At 71.0% G+C, this 15657-nt stretch carries 13 protein-coding genes; 1 reads left to right on the forward strand and 12 read right to left on the reverse strand.

All coding sequences use genetic code 11. The features are described from left to right. Window positions 1-170: 170 nt before the first annotated feature. From OHS81_RS10235 to mnmA, 12 genes are all read right to left on the reverse strand, one after another. Window positions 171-989, reverse strand: a complete 819-nt coding sequence (locus tag OHS81_RS10235) for a class I SAM-dependent methyltransferase (protein ID WP_328384469.1) — start codon at window positions 987-989, stop codon at window positions 171-173. 481 nt (window positions 990-1470) lie between these two features. Further along, window positions 1471-3579, reverse strand: coding sequence for a putative bifunctional diguanylate cyclase/phosphodiesterase (locus tag OHS81_RS10240; RefSeq protein ID WP_328384471.1), 2109 nt, complete (start codon window positions 3577-3579; stop codon window positions 1471-1473). Window positions 3580-3735: 156 nt separating this feature from the next. Next, entirely contained in the window at window positions 3736-5952 is a 2217-nt protein-coding gene (ligA, locus tag OHS81_RS10245) for an NAD-dependent DNA ligase LigA (RefSeq protein WP_328384473.1), read from the reverse strand. A 31-nt stretch (window positions 5953-5983) separates the two neighbouring features. Beyond that, complete coding sequence (locus OHS81_RS10250; RefSeq protein ID WP_328384475.1) at window positions 5984-6997, reverse strand: methionine synthase; 1014 nt, start codon at window positions 6995-6997, stop codon at window positions 5984-5986. A gap of 138 nt (window positions 6998-7135) precedes the next feature. Next, complete coding sequence (locus tag OHS81_RS10255; protein ID WP_328384477.1) at window positions 7136-7825, reverse strand: SDR family oxidoreductase; 690 nt, start codon at window positions 7823-7825, stop codon at window positions 7136-7138. 45 nt (window positions 7826-7870) lie between these two features. Then, window positions 7871-8413, reverse strand: coding sequence for a TIGR00730 family Rossman fold protein (locus OHS81_RS10260; protein WP_328384479.1), 543 nt, complete (start codon window positions 8411-8413; stop codon window positions 7871-7873). Between the two features lie 68 nt (window positions 8414-8481). Next, window positions 8482-9858, reverse strand: a complete 1377-nt coding sequence (gdhA, locus tag OHS81_RS10265) for an NADP-specific glutamate dehydrogenase (protein WP_328384481.1) — start codon at window positions 9856-9858, stop codon at window positions 8482-8484. A gap of 880 nt (window positions 9859-10738) precedes the next feature. Then, a complete protein-coding gene (locus OHS81_RS10275) occupies window positions 10739-11710 on the reverse strand; it encodes a GlxA family transcriptional regulator (protein WP_328384483.1) in 972 nt (323 codons plus the stop codon). A 161-nt stretch (window positions 11711-11871) separates the two neighbouring features. Next, the gene (locus OHS81_RS10280) at window positions 11872-12627 is read right to left on the reverse strand and encodes a VC0807 family protein (protein WP_328391028.1); all 756 of its coding nucleotides are present in this window, start codon (window positions 12625-12627) and stop codon (window positions 11872-11874) included. Between the two features lie 163 nt (window positions 12628-12790). After that, entirely contained in the window at window positions 12791-12928 is a 138-nt protein-coding gene (locus OHS81_RS10285; RefSeq protein WP_328384485.1) for a hypothetical protein, read from the reverse strand. 140 nt (window positions 12929-13068) lie between these two features. Continuing rightward, window positions 13069-13497, reverse strand: coding sequence for a hypothetical protein (locus tag OHS81_RS10290; protein ID WP_328384487.1), 429 nt, complete (start codon window positions 13495-13497; stop codon window positions 13069-13071). A 106-nt stretch (window positions 13498-13603) separates the two neighbouring features. Continuing rightward, entirely contained in the window at window positions 13604-14734 is a 1131-nt protein-coding gene (gene mnmA / locus OHS81_RS10295; RefSeq protein ID WP_328384488.1) for a tRNA 2-thiouridine(34) synthase MnmA, read from the reverse strand. A gap of 45 nt (window positions 14735-14779) precedes the next feature. Between mnmA and OHS81_RS10300 the strand changes: the two genes are divergently transcribed. Then, window positions 14780-15631, forward strand: coding sequence for an N-acetylmuramoyl-L-alanine amidase (locus OHS81_RS10300; protein ID WP_443058676.1), 852 nt, complete (start codon window positions 14780-14782; stop codon window positions 15629-15631). The last annotated feature ends 26 nt before the right edge of the window (window positions 15632-15657 follow it).

Genomic DNA, 15657 nt, shown 5'->3' on the forward strand with positions numbered 1-15657 from the left:
GCCCAATCCTATGGCGTACGCAAGAGCTGCCGCGAAACCGTTTCGCCGGGGGCGGCCGTGAGCGCCGGAACGGGGGCGATTTCACGATCCGCCGGAGGACGACGCGGCCCTGGGCGTGCCGGGACGCGACACCCGCCCAGGGGTGGCCGGGAGGGGCCGGCGAGGAGTGGCTAGTCGTGGCCGGGGCTGTCTTCCAAGGGCCGGCGGCCCCAGGCCGAGATCATCGGTGCGGTGGCGAGGTCGAGACGCCCGGCCGCGATGTTGGCGAGGTGCTGCTCGATCTCGTCGTCGGTGGCCAGGCCCGCGGCGGTGAGCTTGTCGCGCACCTGGTGGACCGTGGCCGCTTCGAGGGCGTCGCACGCGGGCGAGGCGATCGGGAAGTAGGCGTCGGCCTCGACATCGGTGAGGCCGGCCTCGCGCAGCAGCCGCGGCAGCTTGCGCCCGTAGGCGAGGTCGGCGCCGCGCTGCCGCAGCAGCTGACGGAAGCCGCTGCGCAGCCGGTTGGCGAGCTCCTGCTCGGGGCCGTACGCATCGGGGCAGATCAGCGGCTGGAGCGCCGGGTCGGCGTCCTCGATCAGCAGCCGACCGCCGGGGCGGAGTGCCTGGACCAGGGTGCGCAGCGCGGCATCGCGGTCGGTGACGTGGACGAGGACGAGGCGGGCGTGGATCAGGTCGAAGGGACCGGCCGGGGGCTCGTCGCGGGCCACGTCGTGGCGGAGCACTTCGACTCCCCCGGCGGCGGCCGTTTCGGCCCAGGACACATCGATGTCGGTGGCGAGCACGCGCCCGCGGGGCCCGGTGCGCTCGGCGAGCCACGCGGCGACGGTCGGCCCTCCGGCACCGACCTCCCAGCACCGCCACCCCTCGTCGATCCCGACCGTCTCGAAGTGCCGGAACGTCGAGGCGTCGAAGAGGGCGGCCAGCGCGTCGAAGCGGGTGCCCGCCTCGGCCTGCCGGTTGTCCAGGAGGTACTCGTTGCCCTGAGCCATGCGCCGATCCTGCCATGACCGAACCGCCGTGCGAGGGGGTCGGGCGGGCCGCAGCACCGACCAGCCGGCCAGCCGACCGGCCGCGACCAGGAGTTGTCACTCTCGCGCCGGGACCACCCACCTGGGGGCGCCTCGGACACCTGGAACTCCTGGGACGCCTGGGGCGCCTAGGACGCCTAGGACGCCTAGGACGCCTAGGACGCCTGGGACGCCTAGGGAGCCTCCGGCCCGGACGGCTCGTCTGCCTCCTCCGTCACCTCGGCCTCATCAGAGGGAACGTGTTCACCGGACGCGTCACTCGTGCCGGACGCATCGCTGCCGCCGGACACCTCTCCGTCGCCGGACACGCCGGACACGCCGGACACACCGGACACGCCGGCCTCACCGCTGTCCGACGGCCGGTGTTCATCGGGCAGGGTCACTGCTGAGGGCGTCTGTGCAGGTTCTTCGGAACGGGGACATGGGACGGCCGGTGGCCGGGTCAGTTCAAGACCTGTCCCGAAGGGCGCTCGGCGGCCTTCTCCGCCGCCAGGGCGGCCTTCTCCGATGCACGCTGCCAGCCGCGCTCGCCGCGGGCTCTCAGCCATGCCGTGGTCTCGTCCGGTGGCATCGCGGCGGCCACCAGCCAGCCCTGTACGGCATCACAGCCCAGGTCGCGCAGCCGCTCCCAGGTCTCGTCGTCCTCGACGCCCTCGGCGACGACCAGGAGGCCGAGGGAGTGGGCGAGGTCGAGGGTGCAGCGGACGATCTCGGCGTCCTCGTTGTCGACGGCGAGCCGGGCCACGAAGGAGCGGTCGATCTTCAGCTCGCTCACCGGGAGCCGCCGCAGGTGGACGAGGGAGGAGTAGCCGGTGCCGAAGTCGTCGAGCGACATCTTCACGCCGTGCGCGGTGAGCCCGGCGAGGGTGTCGGCGGCCCGCTGCGGGTCCTCCAGCAGGACATGTTCGGTGATCTCCAGTTGGAGGGCGCCGGGTGGGACGCGGTGCCGGGCGAGCCGGGCGGCGACCGCTCCGGCGAAGCCCGGGGAGTGCACATCGCGCGGGGAGACATTGACGGCGACCGGCACCTCCAGGCCCATCGCGCGCCAGCGCGCCACCTGGGCGAGTGCCGTTTCGAGGACGTACTCCGTCAGCCGGGGCATCAGCCCGGAGGACTCGGCGATGGCGATGAATTCGTCCGGTGGCACCCGGCCGCGGTCCGGATGCACCCAGCGGACCAGTGCCTCCAGCCCGGCGACGTGTCCGTCGAAGCCGACCTTGGGCTGGTAGTGCAGCTCGACATCACCGGCGTCCAGGGCGCGGCGCAGATCGCCCAACAGGCCGAGACGGTCGGGGGTGTTGCCGTCGCGCTTGGCCTCGTAGAGCTCGACCCCGCTGCGGTCGCGCTTGGCCTGGTACATGGCCACATCGGCCCGGCGCAGCAGCCCTTCGGCATCGAGGGCGTGGTCGGGGAAGACGGCGACGCCCGCGCTGGCTTCGAGCACGAGGGTCAGGCCGTCGAGGTCCAGCGGGGAGCCGAGGGCGGCGACGAGCGAGCGGGCCACCCGCTGGGAGCTGGTGAGGGAGTCGGTGGTGGGCAGCAGGACGGCGAACTCGTCGCCGCCGAGCCGGGCCGCCTCGGCGCCGCGCGGCAGGGCATGCCGCAGGCGGTCGGCGATCTGCAGCAGCAGGCGGTCGCCGGCCAGGTGGCCGAGGGTGTCGTTGACGGAACGGAAGCGGTCCAGGTCGATGAGGACCAGCGCCGAGCGGGAGCCGACGCGTTCGGCGTCGTCCAGCGCGGTCCAGGTGCGCTCCAGCAGCCACTGGCGGTTGGGCAGGCCGGTGAGCGGGTCGCGCAGTTGCTCCTCGGCGCGGGCGCGGGCTATCCAGAGGGTGGAGTCCAGCGCGATGAGCGGGACCGCGAACAGCGGCAGCAGCAGAGGGGCGTAGAGGGCGCAGACGGCGATCAGCGGGGAGATACCGAGCAGGGCGATGCCGACGAGTGCCTGGCGCAGTACGGCCGTTCGGGGGATGGCGGGCAGCTGGCCGGTGCGCGGGGCGAGGCTGACCCACAACAGGCCGCGGCTGACGAAGAGGTAGCCGGCGGCGGTGACGACGACTTCGGGGAGGACGGCGAGGTTCCAGGACGGCGGGGCCCAGGGGTGGCGGACGCTGGAGACCACGCCGAACGCGGCGAGGCCGAGCGCCGCGGCGCCGATGCCGAGGATGTCCACGGCACCGTGCACCACGGCCTGCCGCCAGCGGTGCCGCCGGGCGGCGCCGACCAGGACGACGACGGAGAGGCTGACGAGGGTGGCGGGCACCCAGCCGTAGAGCAGCAGCACGGCCAGGGACAGGGCGGCGCCGGAGCCCGTGCCGCCCCACCAGCGGTCCCGGCCGAGGGCGACCAGATGGCCGACGATGACGCCGGTGAGGACCGCCAGCGACCAGCCTATGGAGGCGCCGGGGAACAGCGCGTCACCTTTGCCCAGGGTGACGATGACGCCCGTGGCGAGCGCGAGGCCCGCCACGAGGACGATGGTCGCGGGCAGCGCGGGCACGACGAGCCGCCGGAGCCGCGACGCCGGAGCGGCACTGTCGGTCGGTTTCATTCCGATCCCTCTCACAGCCGGCTGTGCCCGCGCCACGGCAGGCGCACTCCTCAACAGTAGGCCGCGGAAGGCCGCCACGGGCAGCGATCGACGACGGTTGCCCGAATGCGACCCGGCGTCGCGGATCAATCTGGTATGCGCCGATGGGGTGACACCTCACTCCTCCTCAGGCGGAGTGACAGCTACCGCTCGCGCTGCGTCAGGACCCTGCTCCAGCAGCACCGCGAAGCCATCATCGTCCAGCACGGGGACCTTCAACTGCATGGCCTTGTCGTACTTCGAACCGGGGTTGTCGCCCACCACTACGAATCCGGTCTTCTTCGAAACGGAACCGGTCACCTTCGCTCCGAGGTTCTGTAGGGCCTCTTTCGCGCCATCTCTGGTGTGTGACTGAAGTGTGCCCGTTACGACGACGGTGACGCCTTCGAGGGGACGCGGGCCCTCCTCACCCGTCCGCTCCTCCTCCATCCGGACGCCGGCGGCCCGCCAGCTCTCGATGATCTGCTGGTGCCAGTCCACGGCGAACCACTGCTTCAACGAGGCGGCGATGGTGGCTCCGACGCCGTCGACGGCGGCCAGCTCCGTCTCGTCCGCGTCCCGGATGCGGTCGATCGAGCGGAACTCCCGCGCCAGCGCCTCGGCCGCCACCGGGCCCACATGCCGGATCGACAGGCCTGTGATGATCCGGGCCAGCGGGCGCTCCTTGGCCGCCTGGATGTTCTCCAGCATGGCCAGGGCGTTCTTCTTCGGCTCGCCCTTCTGGTTGGCGAAGAAGGTGACGACCTTCTCCTCGCCGGTCTTGGGATCGCGCTTGGGCAGGCCGGAGTCGGGGTCGAGGACGTACGACTTGATGGGCAGCAGCTGCTCGATGGAGAGGCCGAAAAGATCACCCTCGTCCTTGAGCGGGGGCTCGGCGGGCTCCAGCGGCTGGCTGAGCGCCGTCGCCGCGACATAGCCGAAGTTCTCGATGTCCAGGCATTTGCGGCCGGCCAGATAGAACAGCCGCTCGCGGATCTGGGCGGGGCAGGCACGGGCGTTGGGGCACCGCAGGTCGATATCGCCTTCCTTGGCGGGCTGCAGCGCCGTCCCGCACTCGGGGCACTCGGCCGGCATCACGAACTCCCGCTCGGTGCCGTCCCGCAGGTCGACGACCGGGCCCAGGATCTCCGGAATGACGTCACCGGCCTTGCGGATCACGACGGTGTCCCCGATGAACACGCCCTTGGCCTTGACCACGTCCTGGTTGTGCAGGGTGGCGAACTCCACCTCCGAGCCGGCCACCGTCACCGGCTCGACCACGGCATACGGCGTGACCCGCCCCGTACGGCCGACGCCGACACGGATGTCGACGAGCTGGGTGTTGACCTCCTCCGGCGGGTACTTCCAGGCGATCGCCCAGCGCGGCGCCCGCGAGGTCGACCCCAGCCGCCCCTGCAGCCGGATCTCGTCCAGCTTGACCACCACGCCGTCGATCTCGTGCTCGACGGCCGTACGGCGGGTTTCGGCGTCGCCGTAGTGGGCGATGAACTCGCGCACGGCCGCCAGGGAGTCGACGACCTCGTTGTGCGTGGCCGTCGGCAGGCCCCACCCCTTGAGCAGGTCGTAGGCCTCCGACTGGCGGTCGATCTCCAGGCCTTCGCGGGCGCCGATGCCGTGGACGACCATGTGCAGCGGGCGGAGGGCCGTGACCTTGGGGTCCTTCTGGCGCAGCGAACCGGCCGCGGCGTTACGGGGGTTGGCGAACGGCGGCTTGCCCTCGGCCACCAGCCGCTCGTTGAGCTCCAGGAACTTCTCCATCGGAAAGTAGACCTCCCCGCGCACCTCGACCAGATCCGGGATCCGGTCACCGTTGAGACGGTGCGGGATCTCGGCAATGGTCCGGACGTTGGGCGTGATGTCCTCGCCCGTACGGCCGTCGCCGCGGGTGGCGGCGCGGGTCAGCCGGCCGTGTTCGTAGGTGAGGTTGACCGCGAGGCCGTCGACCTTCAGCTCGCACAGGAAGTGGTATCCGGCGCTCCGGGGGTCGCCGCCCAGCTCAGCGGCGATCCGCTCGGCCCAGCCCGCCAACTCCTCGCCGTCGAAGGCGTTGTCGAGCGACAGCATCCGTTCCCGGTGTTCGACCTCGGTGAACTCCGTGGCGTACGCCCCGGCGACCTTCTGGGTCGGCGAATCGGGGGTGCGCAGCTCGGGGTGCTCGTCCTCCAGTGCCTCCAGGGAGCGCAGCAGCCGGTCGAACTCCGCGTCGCTGACGACCGGGGCGTCCTTCACGTAATACCGGAAGCGGTGCTCCTCGATCTGCTCAGCGAGCTGCGCGTGCTTCTCCCGCGCCGCCGCGGGCACGTCGGATTGAGCTGCGTGCTGTTCGCCAGCCACCGTCTTGTCCTCCCGTGGTCCTTGAGTGCGGTCACTCAGGGTTGTCTGCGAGTGATCTCGCCGCCCGGACGCAGTGGTCGAGGGCCGAGCGGGCATAAGCGGGCGAAGCGCCCGCGAGCCCGCACGCGGGAGTGATCACCACGGACTCGCTCAGAGTCCCCGGCGTCAGCCCCAGCCTGCGCCACAGCGTCCTGACACCCATGACGCTACCGGCAGGGTCTGACAATCGGCTGTCCACGCCCGGCACCACGCCCGCGAACAGCGTCGTACCGCCTTCGACGGCTTCGCCGATCGTTTCTTCCTCACGCTCGGTGAGCAGGGAGAAATCGAACGAGATGCCCGTGACACCGGCCCGCCGCAGCAGCCCGAACGGCACCTCGGGCGCGCACGAGTGGACGACCACGGGACCGCCGTCCGCCACCGCCACAAGATCACGCAGCGCGCCCTCGACCACCGCCCGGTCCACGGCGCGGTGGGTGCGGTAGCCGCTCGCGGTCTTCACCCGTCCCTGGAGCACGGCCGTCAGCGAGGGCTCGTCGAGCTGGAGCACGACCCGGGCACCCGGCACCCGCCGCCGGACGTCCGCGAGATGGCCGCGCAGCCCCTCCGCCAGGGACGCCGCAAGGTCCCGGCAGGCCCCGGGATCGCCGAGGGCCGCCTCGCCGTTGCGCGTTTCCAGGGCGGTGGCCAGGGTCCACGGGCCGACCGCGGAGACCTTCAGCGGCCCCTCGTAGCCCTGGGTGAACTCCTCCAGGGCGTCGAGGTCTTCCCCGAGCCAGGAGTGGGCGCGCCGGGTGTCGCGGCCCGGCCGGTCGCTGATCCGCCAGCCGCTGGGCTCCACATGGCCGTAGACCTCGACGAGCATCCCCAGGGTCCGCCCGATCATGTCGGCGCCGGGCCCCCGGGCCGGAAGCTCCGGCAGGTACGGGAAGGCCTCCAGCGATCCGGTGACGGTCTTCGCCGCTTCCCGCGCGTCACCGCCCGGCATCGACCCGATCCCGGTCGCCGCGCCCGCGGCCCACTTCTGCGTGCTGTTCTCGCTCACCCAGGCAGGGTATGCGGCGGCCCGGCGGGCGGGGTGCGCCAGGTGTGCGTACCGGACGGCCGTACGGGTCCTCGCGCCACGCGGCCCGGTCCCCGCGCGGCAGGCGGCCGGGCACAGCCTGCGCGCACGCGCACGCGGTTACCGGCCGGGCCGCACCGACACATCGTTGATCTCCGCGTCCCGCGGCAGATCGACGGCCGTGAGGATGGCCGTGGCGACCGACTCCGGGTCGATCCAGCGGGACGCGTCGTACTCCTTGCCCTCCTGCTGGTGGGTGCTCTCCTGCATCGGCGTGGCCGTCCGCCCCGGGTAGACCGAGGTCACCCGGACGCCGTTGCCGTGCTCCTCCGCCCGCAGCGAGTCCGCCAGCGCCTTCAGGCCGTGCTTGCTCGCCGCGTACGCGCCCCACTGGGGGTTCGCATGGAGCCCGGCACCGGAGTTGACGAAGACGATATGCCCCTGGGCGACCCGTACCAGCGGCAGCAGCAGCCGGGTGAGCTCGGCGGGCGCGACCAGGTTGGCGGCGAGCTGCCGCTGCCAGGCCTTGGCCGGCAGATCGCCGACCGCGCCCAGCTCGATGACGCCCGCGCTGTGCACCAGGGAGTCGATACGGTCCGGCAGCGGCTGCTGTCCGAACGCCCAGGACAGCTTCTCGGGCACGGCGAGGTCACCGACGAGTGTGCGGGCGCCGGGGAACTGCGCGGCCAGCTCCTTGGCCCGCACCGCGTTGCGCGCCAGCAGCCACAGGTCCTCCCCGCGCTGCGCGAGCCGCCGTGCGACCGCCGCTCCGATGCCCGACCCTGCGCCCGTGATCAAGTGCGTACCCATGGGGCCGATCCTAACGAGCGGCGACGGGGACGCGGAGCGTGCCGGTCAGGCGGCCATGCCCGCCTTCTCCTCCAGGTAGGCCAGCGCACCGACGCCGTCCGCCGCGAAGAAGACCAGGTCGGTGAGGGGAATCGGCAGGAACCCCTCCGCTTCCATCCGCTGGAACTGTTCCTTCAACCCGTCGTAGAAACCGGCGGTGTTCAGCAGCACCACCGGCTTGGTGTGCATCCCGTGCTTGCGCAGCTCCAGGATCTCGGTGGCCTCGTCCAGCGTGCCCGTGCCACCGACCATCACGACGACGGCATCGGCGCGCGCCAGCATCTGCGCCTTGCGCTCGGCGAGGTCCTTGGTGACGACCATCTCATCGGCGCCCTCGCGCGCCTTGTGCGCCAGGAACTCCACGGAGACGCCGATCAGCTTGCCCCCGGCGTCCTGCACCCCGTCGGCCATGACCTTCATCAGGCCGGTGTCCGAACCGCCCCAGACCAGCGCATGACCGCCCTTTCCGATCAGCTCGGCGAACCGGCGGGCAGGGGTGACATAACGGTCGTCGAGGTCGGCGGCGGAGCAGAAGACGCAGATATTCATGCGGTCACCTTACGAGCGGGGCCGCGGGGCGGCGCCCCTACGGGCCGCCCCGCCGCCCGGCCCTCCCGCTAGATCAGCCCCTGGTCCAGCATCGCGTCGGCGACCCGCTCGAAGCCGGCGATATTGGCGCCGGCGACATAGTCACCGGGCAGCCCGAACCGTTCCGCGGTCTCGTAGCAGCGGTGGTGGATCGAGCGCATGATCGTCGCGAGCTCGCCCTCCGTACGCTCGAAGGACCATGCCTCGCGCGAGGAGTTCTGCCGCATCTCCAGCGCGCTGGTCGCCACGCCGCCCGCGTTGGCGGCCTTACCGGGGCCGAAGGCCACCCCGGCCTCCTTGAGCAGCGTCACCGCTGCCGGGGTGGTCGGCATGTTGGCGCCCTCGGAGACCGCCTTGACGCCGTTACGGACCAGGATCCGGGCCGCGTCCTCGTCCAGCTCGTTCTGGGTCGCCGACGGCAGCGCCACATCGCACGCGACGTCCCACACCCGCCCACCGGGCACATACTTGGCGGACACCCCGCGCCGCTCGGCGTACTCGCTGATCCGGCCGCGCTCGACCTCCTTGATCTGCCGCAGCAGCGCCAGGTCGATGCCCTTCTCGTCGACGACATAGCCGCCGGAGTCCGAGCAGGTCAGCACGTTGGCGCCGAGCGCCTGCGCCTTCTCGATGGTGTAGATCGCGACATTGCCGGACCCGGAGACCACCACCTGCTGCCCGTCCAGCTCCTCGCCGCGCTGCTTGAGCATCTGCTCGGTGAACAGCACATTGCCGTAGCCGGTGGCCTCCGTACGGGCCTTGGAGCCGCCCCAGGCCAGCCCCTTGCCGGTCAGCACACCCGGCTCCCAGCGGTTGGTGATCCGCCGGTACTGGCCGAAGAGGTAGCCGATCTCCCGGCCGCCGACGCCGATGTCGCCCGCCGGTACGTCCGTGTGCTCGCCGAGATGACGGTGCAGCTCCGTCATGAACGACTGGCAGAAGCGCATGACCTCGGCGTCCGACTTGCCGTGCGGATCGAAGTCGCTGCCGCCCTTGCCGCCGCCGATGTTCAGCCCGGTCAGGGAATTCTTGAAGATCTGCTCGAAGCCGAGGAACTTCACGATTCCCAGATTCACGGACGAATGAAAGCGCAGACCGCCCTTGTACGGGCCGAGCGCACTGTTGAATTCCACCCGGAAGCCCCGGTTGACGTGAATCACTCCGGAATCGTCCTGCCAGGGGACCCGGAACATGATCTGCCGCTCCGGCTCGCAGATCCGCTCCAGGATCTTCGCCTCGGCGAACTCCGGGCGGGCCGTCAGCACGGGGGCCAGCGTCTCCAGCACCTCGAGAGCCGCCTGGTGGAACTCGGGCTCCCCGGGATTTCGCCGGACCAGCTCGGCGTACAGGGATGCCGGCCCGGCGCGATGAATGCCGGGATTGACCTCAGATTGAACAGTCGACATGACTTCCGTTCCCTTCGTGGCCGCGGAGAGGCCGTCTGCGGTCCGGACCCTGACGAGCCCTCACAAGTGCAACAACTCCTTGTGAGTCCTTATCGTCACCACTCCTCGACCCGGCAACCTTTGACGTCCCGTCGCGTTGCCGACTTTATGGGCGGCATCCCGCCCATCGGCTGTGGGATGCACGACACGCCGTTCTCTTACGCAATCCCGCCAACCCGCTGACGCTGCGGGCCCGCCTCTCCCCCGTCCCATACCCGCAGGTCAGAACGTCAGCAGTCGCCCTTTTGGGCGGCACTCCCTGCGCTGCGTGCCCCCGCCGCGGCAGCCGCTGTGCAACACCTCACAGTTGACCGGCGGACCGTCTCCCCGCGCCTCACCAGGCCCGAGAACCCCACCCACCCCTACACGGACACCGCCGGACCGGACCATGCCCGCCATTTCCGTCACGCTCCTCCCCGTAAGCGCCGGCCGGTCCCACCGACCGGCCGGGTCCAGCCCACCCCCGTGATGCGGCTGGTCCCGGCCGGCCCGCCTCCGGGACGTCCCGGGCCGCCGGAAGATGCGGTGATCCGTCGCGCGACGGCCCCGATTCCCCGGTTTCCTCCGGAACATCCGGTCTTGCGGCCTTGCGGCCTTGCGGTCTTGGCTTTGGGGCTCCCTGGCCCGCAGGGCGTCCTCGAACTGGTAGTGGGTGGCGACCCGGCAGCCGCGCGCCGGGCCTGCCTCATGCCCTTGTTGCAGCGGACGGCGTCAGGACGTTCAGCGATGAGCCGCACCGTGTCGGCATGATCGCGCAGCATGGAGGAAGCGGTGAACACCTCCCACGGCCCGGTGAAATCCAACTCCTCGGCACCGTCGAAGATCAGCAGGCCGTAGGTGGTCATATGCGCTCCGTGGTGGACCGGAACCGGTCGCGGTAGTCGGACGGTGAAACGCCCAAGTGCCGGTGGAACGCACGGCGTAGCGTCTCGGCGGTGCCGAAGCCGTACCGCCGGGCAAGGGCCTCGACGGGGTGATCACCCTCGGCGAGCGCCCGCTTGGCAGCCTCGATGCGTACGCCTTCGACATAGGTGGTGGGCGGAATGCCCAGCTCGGCGGTGAACCTGCGCTGGAGGTGGCGGGGGCTCAACCCGGCGTGCGAAGCGAGGTCGGCGATGCCGTGCCGGGCGCCGGGATCGGCGTGGATCGCCGAAACCACCGCACGGAGGGGGTCGGTGGCCGGCTGCGTCGACCACAACGAGACGCTGAACTGCGACTGGGTACCCGGGCGGCGTAGAAACATCACCATCTCCTGCGCGGTGGCGTGGGCGATCTCCCGGCCCAAGTCGTCCTCCACCAGGGCGAGTGCGAGGTCCATCCCTGCCGTCATCCCGGCCGACGTCCACATCCGACCGTCCCTGAGGAAGATCGGATCGCAGTCGACGACCAGTTCCGGATACTCCCGTATGAGCTGCTGCTCACGCGCCCAGTGGGTGGTCACCCGCCGTCCCCGGAGCAGTCCGGCGGCTGCCAGAAGGAACACCCCGCTGCAGATCGACGCGACGCGCCGGGCACTGGCCCCCGCCTCGGCGATCCAGCTGGTCAGCACCGGATCGTGCCGGGCCTGGTCGACACCGGCGCCGCCCGCCACCACCACCGTGTCGATCTCCGCGGGGTTCAGATCGGCCACACCGTAGGGAGCGTGTAACGAAGCCCCACTGGCGGACCGAACCACTCCCGGCTGCGATGCCACGATCTGGCAGGAGTACGCATCGGTGAGCTCGTGGGCATACTGAAACACCTCGTACGGGCCGAAGAGGTCAAGAGGCTGGAAGCCCTCGAAGGTCACAAAGGCGATGCGGCGCTGCTTCACTCCTCCACCCTCTGATCCGGTGCCGGATGGCGTCAACGACAGGTACCCCACGCTTCGCGCCATGCTCTTGGATGCAACAACAGGGGCTGGACGGCTCGGCATTGGCCCGCTCACGCTGCCCTCCTGTGGGTCGGCGCCCGGCCGCGGGGCCCCTGTGCGCTTCAGCTTCCGGTCACGGCCGGCACGGTCACGGCCGGCACAGCGGCAGCCGCGCCCGCCCCGCCCGCCGGCGCTTCACCGTCCTGGTGGCCGCCGACGCGCTCCGCCTCGGCCCGGACCATCTTCTCCATCGGCTCGGCGCAACTGCCCCCCGCGACGACCATCGCCAGCAGGATGGCGACCACCGTCAGCACCGTCCCCAGCCAGACCATCGTGTGCACCGGGACGGTGTAGGCGCCGATCACCCGCGCCGCACACTCGACCAGCAGCACGGTCCCCCATATCAACGAGAACCTCCGCTCGGCCCGGCGGAACGGTGCGGACCCGGCCATCAGCCGGTCCCAGGCGACGCTCCGCTCCGCGTTCCCCTTCGTCACGAACGGCTTGAGGCCGGCGGTCATCAGGGGCTTCCCCATGAACACGGAAACGATCATCGCTATGCCGACGACGCTGCTCACCCCGCCGTCCTTGGCAAGCATCAGCCGCGGATCGCCGGTCATCGTGCTCAGGGCCAGGCCCACGACGTTGACGACGAGGATCAGCAGCGCAAGGCCGTTGACGCCCGCGCCCCGCACCAGGCCCCAGACCGTACGCAACGCCGGCACCACGCTGCTCCAGCCCAGCGCCGCGACCTCACTCAGCCCGAACCCGTCGCTGAGGATGTAGTACGACGCCAGCGGAATCCCGACGTCCAGGACCAGCGGCAGCAGACTCCCCGCCGGCGCGTTGGGCTGGGGGCTCCTGCCGTCCGCGGTCACCTGACTCGGCCGGCTGCGCTGACGTCGGCTCTCGCTCTGGCTACGGTTCACGGCGGGCTCCCCCAAGGTGCTGCTGAACGGCGTCTTTCCTCGACTCCTTCAGCTTCGAGCACGACCACGCCGCGCAACAGTTCCGACTGTCCTCGCTTCTCCATGACATTTGTCAGTTGCGGCGGAGGCGCAACGCGTCCACCAGGGCTTCGTCCGGCCGCCGCGAGAGGAAGCGGCTGAAGCGGAATTCCTCCTCCAGGTCGCCGACATGGCTCTGCGGGCCGGGGACCAGGGGGTGGAGATGCGTCATGTCGGCCTGGAAGAGCGCCGGTTCACCTTCACCGCGCCCCGCCTCGCCTCATTGGCCGGCTGACCGAACGGACACCGTCCGGTCAGCCGGCCACCTCGGCGACTGGCCATCTCAGCCAAGAGACAGGAAGGAGGCAGGAACTAGTTGTTCTTGCACTTCTTGGTGTCCTTGCTGACGTCCATGATCTCGTTGATGTGCGCGAACTTGTACGTGCCCTGGGCGTCGCCCTGGAAGGTCACGCACTTGTAGAACGGCGTCGATCCGCCGTTGTAGAACTTGAAGGCGGCGGTGGTGCGCGTACCGCCCAGGCAGTGGTCGTTGTAGTAGACCGTGGTGGTCGACCAGCCGGTCTTCCACGAGAAGTTGACCTTCGCGTTCGACTCGTTGCATTTGATGCTGTCCTTCCCCGACTTCGGCGGGGCCTTCGCGGCCGGCGTGGTCGCGGCGGGCGCCCGGGAAGCGCCGGAAACGGCAGGAGCGGCGGGCGCCGCGGATGCCGGTACGGTGCTCAGGCCGAGGCTGAGGCCTATGGCGGCGAGGGCCGCTCCGGCCGATGTGCGAGCGCGCATCATTCCCCCAAGAGATCGCGGATCACCGCACAGGTGATCGTTTCAAGTCAGTCGCGATCACTAAAGCTTCCGGTCCGAAAGGCGTCAAGCCTTTCGCGGACCGAGGCTAGGCCCCCGCCCGCACCCGTCGCTCCGTGGTGGCGATGGTCGCCGAGCCGACCACCCGGCTGCCGTCGTAGAGGACGATCGCCTGGCCGGGAGCCACACCGCGGACCGGTTCGGTGAAGGTCACCCGGAGCTCGGTGCCGTCGACCAGCTCGGCCGTGACCTCGGTCTCTCCGCCGTGGGCGCGGAGCTGGGCCGTGTACGGGGCGGGGCCGGCCGTCGGGGGGCGGCCGCACCAGCGGGGGCGGATGGCGGTCAGGGCCGTGACGTCGAGGGAGTCGGCGGGGCCGACCGTGACGGTGTTGTCGACCGGGGAGATGTCGAGGACGTAGCGCGGCTTGCCGTCGGGGGCCGGGTGGCCGATGCGCAGGCCCTTGCGCTGGCCGATCGTGAAGCCGTACGCGCCCTCGTGGCTGCCCAGGACGGCACCGGACTCGTCGACGATGTCGCCGGGGGCCGTGCCGAGCCGCTTGGCGAGGAAGCCCTGGGTGTCGCCGTCGGCGATGAAGCAGATGTCGTGGCTGTCCGGCTTCTTGGCGACGAACAGGCCGCGGCGGGCGGCCTCCTCGCGGATCTCCGCCTTGGTGGTGAGGGTGTCGCCGAGCGGGAACATGGCGTGCGCCAGCTGCCGGTCGTCGAGGACGCCGAGGACGTAGGACTGGTCCTTGGCCATGTCGGAGGCGCGGTGCAGCTCGCGGGTGCCGTCCTCGCGCAGGACGACCGTGGCGTAGTGGCCCGTGCAGACGGCGTCGAAGCCCAGGGCCAGGGCCTTGTCCAGGAGCGCGGCGAACTTGATCTTCTCGTTGCAGCGCAGGCAGGGGTTCGGGGTGCGCCCGGCCTCGTACTCGGCGATGAAGTCGTCGACGACGTCCTCACGGAAGCGTTCGGCGAGGTCCCAGACGTAGAAGGGGATGCCGATGACGTCGGCGGCGCGGCGGGCATCGTGCGAATCCTCGATCGTGCAGCAGCCGCGGGCGCCGGTGCGGAACGACTTCGGGTTCTCGGAGAGCGCGAGATGCACGCCCGTCACGTCATGGCCGGCCTCGGCGGCGCGGGCCGCGGCAACGGCGGAGTCGACACCGCCGGACATGGCGGCGAGTACGCGGAGGCGGCGGGGTGCGTCATCAGTCATAGCGTGTCCAGGGTAGACGGAACCGCCGACCGGTCCGAAAGCGTTATGGAGCGCATGGGGAAAAGGGACGGGGACGGCGGCGGGGAAAGCACCGGCAAAAGCGGCGGTGAGCAGCGCGAAGACCAGGGGGCCAGGCCCGGCCTCACCCGGCGGCGGGCGTTGTGGATCGGGGGCGGCGGGGCGGTGGCCGCCGGGGTCGCGGCGCTCGCGGCGGGCGGTGCGCCGGACCGCTGGTGGTGGCTGCTGCCGGGGAACGAGAAGCCGCGCACGGCGGGCGCGGTGGACTTCCGGGGCGCGCAGTGGATCGCGGCGTCCCCGGAGAACTACCGGCGGGCCGACCGGCCGGCGGACTACGGGATCGACCGGGTGGTCATCCACGTCGTCCAGGGCAGCTACGCGACCGCGCTCGACGTCTTCCAGGACCCGTTTCACGAGGCCGCCGCCCATTACGTGATCCGGAAGGACGGGCATATCGCGCAGATGATCCGCGAGCTGGATGTGGCCTTCCACGCGGGGAACCGCGGCTACAACGAGCGGAGCGTCGGGATCGAGCACGAGGGGTACGTGGACCGGCCGGAGTCGTTCACGGCTGCCATGTACGCGTCCTCGGCGCGGCTGACGGCCGGGATATGCCGGCGTTACGGCTTCCCGGCCGACCGGGAGCACATCGTGGGGCACGGGGAGGTGCCGGGGACGGATCACACCGATCCGGGGAAGCACTGGGACTGGGACCGGTATCTGGGGCTCGTACGGGCCGAGCTGCGCCGTCCCGTACCGAAGCCACCGCGGGCCACGGGCCGGGGCAACGCCGGTGCGCAGGCCCCCGCGGGGGCACCGGGGGCAACGCCGGCACCGGAGCACCAAAGGGCCACCCACTGGCGAGGCCCGATTCCGTAGGCCCGATTCCGTAGGCCTGATGGCAC

The sequence above is a fragment of the Streptomyces sp. NBC_00400 genome, from assembly GCF_036048035.1.
GTDB lineage: Bacteria > Actinomycetota > Actinomycetes > Streptomycetales > Streptomycetaceae > Streptomyces.

Coding starts and splice junctions, on each gene's coding strand:
- OHS81_RS10235 (WP_328384469.1), bottom strand. CDS start 989: ATGGCTCAGGGCAACGAGTACCTCCTGGACAACCGGCAGGCCGAGGCG.
- OHS81_RS10240 (WP_328384471.1), bottom strand. CDS start 3,579: ATGAAACCGACCGACAGTGCCGCTCCGGCGTCGCGGCTCCGGCGGCTC.
- OHS81_RS10255 (WP_328384477.1), bottom strand. CDS start 7,825: ATGGGTACGCACTTGATCACGGGCGCAGGGTCGGGCATCGGAGCGGCG.
- OHS81_RS10260 (WP_328384479.1), bottom strand. CDS start 8,413: ATGAATATCTGCGTCTTCTGCTCCGCCGCCGACCTCGACGACCGTTAT.
- gdhA (WP_328384481.1), bottom strand. CDS start 9,858: ATGTCGACTGTTCAATCTGAGGTCAATCCCGGCATTCATCGCGCCGGG.
- OHS81_RS10285 (WP_328384485.1), bottom strand. CDS start 12,928: ATGACGCATCTCCACCCCCTGGTCCCCGGCCCGCAGAGCCATGTCGGC.
- OHS81_RS10290 (WP_328384487.1), bottom strand. CDS start 13,497: ATGCGCGCTCGCACATCGGCCGGAGCGGCCCTCGCCGCCATAGGCCTC.
- mnmA (WP_328384488.1), bottom strand. CDS start 14,734: ATGACTGATGACGCACCCCGCCGCCTCCGCGTACTCGCCGCCATGTCC.
- OHS81_RS10300 (WP_443058676.1), top strand. CDS start 14,780: ATGGAGCGCATGGGGAAAAGGGACGGGGACGGCGGCGGGGAAAGCACC.